The organism is Roseateles sp. P5_E11, assembly GCF_054049355.1.
On sequence record NZ_JBFUMO010000701.1, the window covers coordinates 1 to 2,653 of the forward strand.

At 61.6% G+C, this 2,653-nt stretch carries 2 protein-coding genes and 1 pseudogene; all 3 read left to right on the top strand.

The window, feature by feature from the left end; translation table 11 throughout:
• Positions 1 to 160: pseudogene (locus ACXJKR_RS29375) on the top strand (30S ribosomal protein S7); the annotation flags it as partial.
• A 69-nt stretch (positions 161 to 229) separates the two neighbouring features.
• Complete coding sequence (gene fusA / locus ACXJKR_RS29380; protein ID WP_056194779.1) at positions 230 to 2,332, top strand: elongation factor G; 2,103 nt, start codon at positions 230 to 232, stop codon at positions 2,330 to 2,332.
• Between the two features lie 183 nt (positions 2,333 to 2,515).
• Positions 2,516 to 2,653: GTP-binding protein (locus ACXJKR_RS29385; RefSeq protein ID WP_253251337.1), on the top strand; the 138-nt coding region annotated here is incomplete at its 3' end.

Sequence of the window (2,653 nt, forward strand, 5' to 3'; positions counted from 1 at the left end):
GAAGGAATCCGCTCGCAAGCGCGGTGAGAAGTCGATGGCCCAGCGCCTGGCCAATGAATTGCTGGAGGCCGCTGAAGGCCGTGGCGGCGCGATGAAGAAGCGCGACGAAGTTCACCGCATGGCTGAAGCCAACAAGGCTTTCTCGCACTTCCGCTTCTAAACTCACTGTCTTTCAGCCGCCTCGGGTTTCTACCAACCCGCTGGCGGCTCCTGTCTTCTGGAGCAAACCATGGCCCGCAAAACCCCCATCGAGCGCTACCGCAACATCGGTATCTCTGCGCACATCGATGCCGGCAAGACCACCACGACCGAGCGCATCCTTTACTACACCGGCGTGAACCACAAGATCGGTGAGGTGCATGACGGCGCCGCCACGATGGACTGGATGGAGCAAGAGCAAGAGCGTGGCATCACGATCACCTCTGCTGCCACGACCTGCTTCTGGAAGGGCATGGACCTGGCTCGACCCGAGCACCGCATCAACATCATCGACACCCCCGGGCACGTCGACTTCACGATTGAAGTCGAGCGCTCGATGCGCGTGCTGGACGGTGCCTGCATGGTCTATTGCGCCGTCGGTGGCGTGCAGCCCCAGTCGGAAACCGTCTGGCGCCAGGCCAACAAGTACAAGGTGCCCCGCCTCGCGTTCGTCAACAAGATGGACCGCACCGGCGCGAACTTCTTCAAGGTCTACGACCAGATGAAGCTGCGTCTCAAGGCTAATCCGGTGCCCGTCGTCATCCCCATCGGCGCCGAAGACAAGTTCACCGGCGTGATCGACCTCATCAAGATGAAGGCGATCATCTGGGACGAAGCCTCGCAAGGCATGAAGTTCAACTACGAAGACATCCCGGCTGACCTGCAGGCCGAGGCCGTCAAGTGGCGCGAAAACCTCATCGAAGCCGCCGCTGAGTCCAGCGAAGAGCTGATGAACAAGTACCTGGAGTCGGGTGATCTGGACGAAGAGGAAATCGTCTCGGCCATCCGCAAGCGCACGATCGCCGCTGAAATCCAGCCGATGTTCTGCGGCACCGCCTTCAAGAACAAGGGCGTGCAGCGCATGCTCGACGGCATCATCGATTTCATGCCCTCGCCGGCTGACATCCCGCCGGTGCCTGGCACCGACGATGACGACAAGCCGGTCGTGCGCCAACGTATCGACGAAGAGAAGTTCGCTGCGCTGGCCTTCAAGCTGATGACCGACCCCTACGTCGGCCAGCTGACCTTCGTGCGCGTCTACTCGGGCGTGCTGAAGTCGGGCGACTCGGTTTACAACCCGATCCGCGGCAAGAAGGAACGCATCGGCCGGATCCTGCAGATGCACGCCAACCAGCGTGAAGAAATCTCGGAAATTCTGGCCGGCGACATCGCCGCCTGCGTGGGCTTGAAGGACGTCACCACGGGCGAAACCCTGTGCGACCCGGACAGCATCATCACGCTGGAAAAGATGGTCTTCCCTGAGCCCGTGATCTCGCAGGCCGTCGAGCCCAAGACCAAGGCCGACCAGGAAAAGATGGGTATCGCCCTGGGCCGCCTGGCCAAGGAAGACCCGTCCTTCCGTCTGCGCACCGATGAAGAGTCGGGCCAGACCATCATCTCCGGCATGGGCGAGCTCCACCTGGAAATCATCGTCGACCGCATGAAGCGCGAGTTCGGCGTGGAAGCCAACGTCGGCAAGCCGCAAGTGGCCTACCGCGAAACCATCCGCAAGACGGCTTCGGACGTCGAAGGCAAGTTCGTGCGCCAATCCGGGGGCAAGGGCCAATACGGCCACGTCGTGCTGACCGTCGAGCCGCAGGAAGCTGGCAAGGGCTTCGAGTTCGTCGACGCCATCAAGGGCGGCGTGGTGCCGCGCGAATACATCCCCGCGGTCGAAAAGGGTGTTATCGACTCCCTGCCGAACGGCGTGCTGGCTGGCTTCCCGGTTGTGGACGTCAAGGTCACGCTGACCTTCGGTTCGTACCATGATGTCGACTCGAACGAAAACGCGTTCAAGATGGCTGCGTCCCTGGGCTTCAAGGAAGGCTGCCGCAGGGCTTCGCCGGTGATCCTGGAGCCGATGATGGCCGTGGAAGTCGAGACGCCTGAAGACTATGCCGGCAACGTGATGGGCGATCTGTCCAGCCGCCGCGGCATGGTGCAGGGCATGGACGACATGGTCGGTGGCGGCAAGGCCATCAAGGCCGAAGTGCCGCTGTCGGAAATGTTCGGCTACTCGACGACCCTGCGCTCGATGTCGCAAGGCCGTGCCACGTACACGATGGAGTTCAAGCACTACAGCGAAGCTCCGAAGAACGTGGCCGACGCCATTATTACCGCTCGCGGAAAGTAATGGTCTGGGGTTGGACCTGCGTAGCAGCTCCGACCCCACTGATTCAGAAGCCGGCGCGAGCCTGAGGCTTGCGCCGCCGTCTTCTCGTGGATCGCCCTGGGTTGCCAGTCACCAGGGATTTCCGGTTCACGAGGAAACGCAAAACCAACCGACTGGCAATGCTCTTTCTCTGGAGTCAAGAAAATGGCAAAAGGCAAGTTTGAACGGACCAAGCCGCACGTGAACGTGGGCACGATTGGCCACGTTGACCACGGCAAGACCACGCTGACCGCGGCAATCGCGACCGTGCTGTCCAAGAAGTTCGGCGGCGAGGCCAAGGCC

Excerpts from the sequence above, each read along its gene's own strand:
- fusA (WP_056194779.1), top strand. The coding sequence starts at position 230 with ATGGCCCGCAAAACCCCCATCGAGCGCTACCGCAACATCGGTATCTCT.